This window comes from Paenibacillus algorifonticola (assembly GCF_050481745.1).
GTDB lineage: Bacteria > Bacillota > Bacilli > Paenibacillales > Paenibacillaceae > Pristimantibacillus > Pristimantibacillus algorifonticola_A.
Window position 1 is genome coordinate 1 of the sequence record NZ_JBCNGR010000077.1, and the last position, 3801, is coordinate 3801.

General features: G+C 42.4%; 4 protein-coding genes. 1 reads left to right on the forward strand and 3 read right to left on the reverse strand.

Annotated features, from left to right (window positions below; translation table 11 throughout):
* On the forward strand, positions 1 to 367 hold a 367-nt coding region (locus ABEW34_RS31490), incomplete at its 5' end, for a DJ-1/PfpI family protein (protein ID WP_430165699.1).
* Positions 368 to 447: 80 nt separating this feature from the next.
* On the opposite strand, the gene ABEW34_RS31495 is transcribed toward ABEW34_RS31490, so the two are convergent.
* The 3 genes from ABEW34_RS31495 to ABEW34_RS31505 form a co-directional block, all read right to left on the reverse strand.
* Positions 448 to 1677 (reverse strand): cytochrome P450, encoded by a 1230-nt coding sequence (locus ABEW34_RS31495; protein WP_430165702.1) that lies wholly within the window; start codon positions 1675 to 1677, stop codon positions 448 to 450.
* Between the two features lie 217 nt (positions 1678 to 1894).
* Entirely contained in the window at positions 1895 to 2782 is an 888-nt protein-coding gene (locus ABEW34_RS31500; protein WP_430165705.1) for a TetR/AcrR family transcriptional regulator, read from the reverse strand.
* Between the two features lie 421 nt (positions 2783 to 3203).
* Positions 3204 to 3791 carry a DUF1349 domain-containing protein gene (locus ABEW34_RS31505; RefSeq protein ID WP_430165708.1) on the reverse strand — a complete coding sequence of 196 codons (588 nt, stop codon included), beginning with the start codon at positions 3789 to 3791 and terminating at the stop codon, positions 3204 to 3206.
* Positions 3792 to 3801: the final 10 nt, after the last annotated feature.

A 3801-nucleotide genomic window follows, 5' to 3' on the forward strand; every position in this document is an offset into this window, starting at 1 on the left:
GACTACGTCGGTTTGCAACGGCTCATTGATATTGAGTGCAGCAGGCTTGCTAAATGGAATCGTTGCCACAAGTCATTGGGGCTCCTTCGATCTGCTCCAATCCCTTGGAGCCATACCTACAGATGAGAGAGTCGTTCGTCAGGGTAAAATGGTTACTGCAGCTGGTGTTTCCTCTGGTATCGATATGGCGCTCCAATTAATAGCATGGGAATTGGGAGAGGATACAGGCAAAGCCGTACAGTTGATCTTAGAATACGATCCTCAACCTCCATTTGACACAGGTTCACCAAAGAAAGCGCCCGCTGTTTTGGTAGCACAAATAAAAGGGATGTTACAAGAGTTTGCAGAACGGGAGCCTAATGTGTAAATCACAAACCATTCAACAGCCTTTTAAAAAAAAAGACAAAAAGAGACTCAGCCATGTTCCTGGCTGGGTCTCTTTTGTCTCTAAAGGATCTTCATCGGCAAATGGGTTAACGACTGTCCTACAGCGGAAGTTGTAAGGTGATGCTCCAGGTCAAAGGATTCAACCGCTTCAATTCCAGAAACCTTCTCCACAAATGCCTTCAAGGCAATGTTCAGCTCCAGCCTTGCCAATGGCGCACCTAGACAAAAGTGAGGGCCATTGCCAAAGGTTAAATGCTTTTTGTTATTGGCACGATGAATATTGAGCTCAAACGGATTTTCAAACATGCGCTCGTCCATATTCGCCGCGCTCATCCACGAGATGACAACGTCGCCTTTTTTCAAATCGACCCCTAACAGATTGTTATCCTGCTTAACCGTACGATGTCGTTTGGAGCAGTGGAATCGATAGCGCAGCATTTCCTCAACAACTTGAGGAGCCAGATTCGGATCTTTTCTTAATTGCTCATACAACGGTTTGCCTTCATGCAAAAAAGAATAGAACATGCTGGAAATCGTATGGCTCGTTGTTTCTATCCCTGCTCCGAGCAAAAGCATCGATGTCCGTACCACTTCGTCTTCGGTGAATCTTTCCCCGTCTACCTCTACATTCAAAAGATCCGAGATAATATCCTCGCCAGGATGTGTCCGCTTATGAACAACCATAGGGTATAAAAATTGATAATATTCCTGTGCGGCTGCCTGTTTTTTTAATTCAATTTCTTCTGCGTTCTCCTCGCCGGCTGGCTGGAACAAAATGTCTACCCAGCCTTTAAAAAGGGTGCTGTCCGTAAGAGGAATGCCAAGCAAATCAGCCATAACCATTGCGGGCAGCGGAGTTGCCAGTGCCTGAACGATATCAATCGTCGTATTTGGTTCAATGTCCTCCACCAGCTGCTTCGCAATGTTGTTGATGCGAGGCTCCCAGTTTTTTAAGCTGCGGGGTGTAAAAGCTGCGGATAGCAAGGAGCGCCTCTTTAAATGGTTTGGTGGGTCTATGTCTGTAATATTCAGTTTATCTGGAGGGGTTCCCTCCTTGTTTTTTGCTCCAACTACAATCGTTGTCCGGGACCCTTCGCTCGAAAAATATTCATGATTGCTCAATACCATTTTAACATCGTCATATCTGAAGACATTCCATGTGTCGGTGCCTTCGTGATAATACACAGGATGTTCGGACAGCATTTTCCGATACCATTCGAGTGGAAAAAACTCCTCCGATCTTGACTGAAAGCGCGAAATTTCATGAACCGCAATCAATTCTTTGTACATAAAGATGCCACCTCCGGATTAATTACATAAATTCTCGAAATCGAGCATGCTCATTGTTCCTTTTTCGGAAGCCTTGATTTGCATTTCAATACATCACATTACAATTATACCACTCGTTCATTTTATTGGAATAATTCGTAAGAACCATTTGGGAATTCTCTTTATTAAGGCTTTTGTTTTATACTATCAGTTCAATTTAGTTTTCAATCCGTTTAGTTCATTTCGAATGGGATCTGCTCTGCTCCATATACCACCAGCATTCATTGGCAATCTTCCTAGCTTCATTCTGATAGGCGCTGGACTCAAATTCGATTTGAAAGGCCTTTAAAACCACTTCCAACATCGATATATTGAGCTCAGCCTCTATAACCAACGACAAAAGTCCTTTTGTAAGTTCTTTAGCTTTGGTGGTTGCTTCCGCTTGATGAATGGAATAACTGAAAGTTTGAAGCTCAGTCACTAAGCTGGCTTTATCCAGCACGATTGGTTTGGATAAGGGGTTGATCAACGCCAGGCTGTCAGGATCAATCATATGTTCATGCCTCTCTAGCATGGCTCTCATCAAAATTTCGACATAGTTCAGCACCTTGGGCACGAAATTTTTCCAATCCGGCTGTTCGAGGCGGAAATTCCGCCATATAATCGAAATTTGATGGATCATGCCCAAACAAAAAATAGCTCCTTCAAAGGTATAGGCCTTTAACTCTTCACCATATAATTGGGTGAGTCGTCCCGCTAACCAATTCAACTGGATTCGAGTCAGATGTTGCAAATCAAACTCCCCTGAATATAGGCCTGTCCAAAATAGTTCAAGAACACGCTGTTTTTCCGGGATCGACATCGGAACTACAAGTTGATCCACGAGCAAGTCGAAATCCGAGGCGTAGCTCGAGGATTCCAGATCTTTTCGAAGTATCATATCTTCCTGTGTGCGTTGTTCCAAAATCGCCAGAATGCAATCGTCCTTGGAACCGAAAAATTTGTAAAATGTGCCTTTTGATACGCCTGATTGGTCCAAAATCATTTGAATCGAAGTATTTGCTACACCATATTCCTCAAATAGCACAAGTGCTGTATCCAACAATCTTTTTTTACGTTTATTCATAAGCTCCCCCTGGATTCTTTTGCATTAAGATGTATAAAGTGATTGTATCACCCAAGTGGGGAAAGAAAATAGAGTTACAAAAGGCTCATTCGAGTCATTGGAAAACGGAGCCCCGATCACCCCCATCGTAATGCCTGCGGGCATCTCAATCGGAGCAAATATAATTTTGAAAAAATCAAGGCTGACGGTCTGTATTTCCCCTAACAACGATTCGCTCTGGTTTATGCATTAAAATAACGTCTTGATCAGCTGATTATTTATGCTATGAAATATGGATGTTTAACAACATTTGATCGGTGAAAAAACAAAAAGAATCCATGCTTCAAGCGATCAGCAAGGGTAATACTGCATCCCCAACACCAGCCGAAGCAATCAAAAAAAATGCCCCAAATCCTTATGGATTTCGGGGCATTTTTTGCTTTTATTGATGCGTCTTCCACAAACATTCTGTCATTTCAAACTCGCTAAAAACAGCCTCAAAAGAAGATTGCTCCGGACTGCAAGCATATATGCCAAATTGAATTTCTGCTCCGCCTTCGAACAAATGAAAGATACGCATTTGATTATAAGTGATTCCGTCATATGAATTTTCGATACAATAATCACTTTCACGACGGCTTAATCGGTAATACATCGCCTTTATATTTGCCGGAATATCCGTCGTCGCCCAATCCGAAAATCCATGATTGGTGACGACACTTCCTAATCGTTGATACTCATCATTTTCAAATTCAATTGAGGCTTTAAACCAGTTTTCACTGTTCTGATAAACAATTACGCCGCACTGATCATAACGATGCTTACTATTAAAATCCGTCTTCACAACAAATGAAAAGTAGGGGACGACTGTTTTTAGCAACAACGCGGGGGCAGAATCATTTTGAAAACCGTAATAGGTTCGCTGCCAAAAATCGGTTCCCGGCTCCGTTGTAATCACAACCTTATTTTGTTCCACGGCATACTCTTTCGGTTCATGAAGCCAAAATGCTTTATGTAGTTCATACTTCACTGTATAGGTC

Bases quoted from the DNA above. Each gene is read 5' to 3' on its own strand.
- ABEW34_RS31500 (WP_430165705.1), bottom strand. From the start codon at position 2,782: ATGAATAAACGTAAAAAAAGATTGTTGGATACAGCACTTGTGCTATTT.
- ABEW34_RS31495 (WP_430165702.1), bottom strand. From the start codon at position 1,677: ATGTACAAAGAATTGATTGCGGTTCATGAAATTTCGCGCTTTCAGTCA.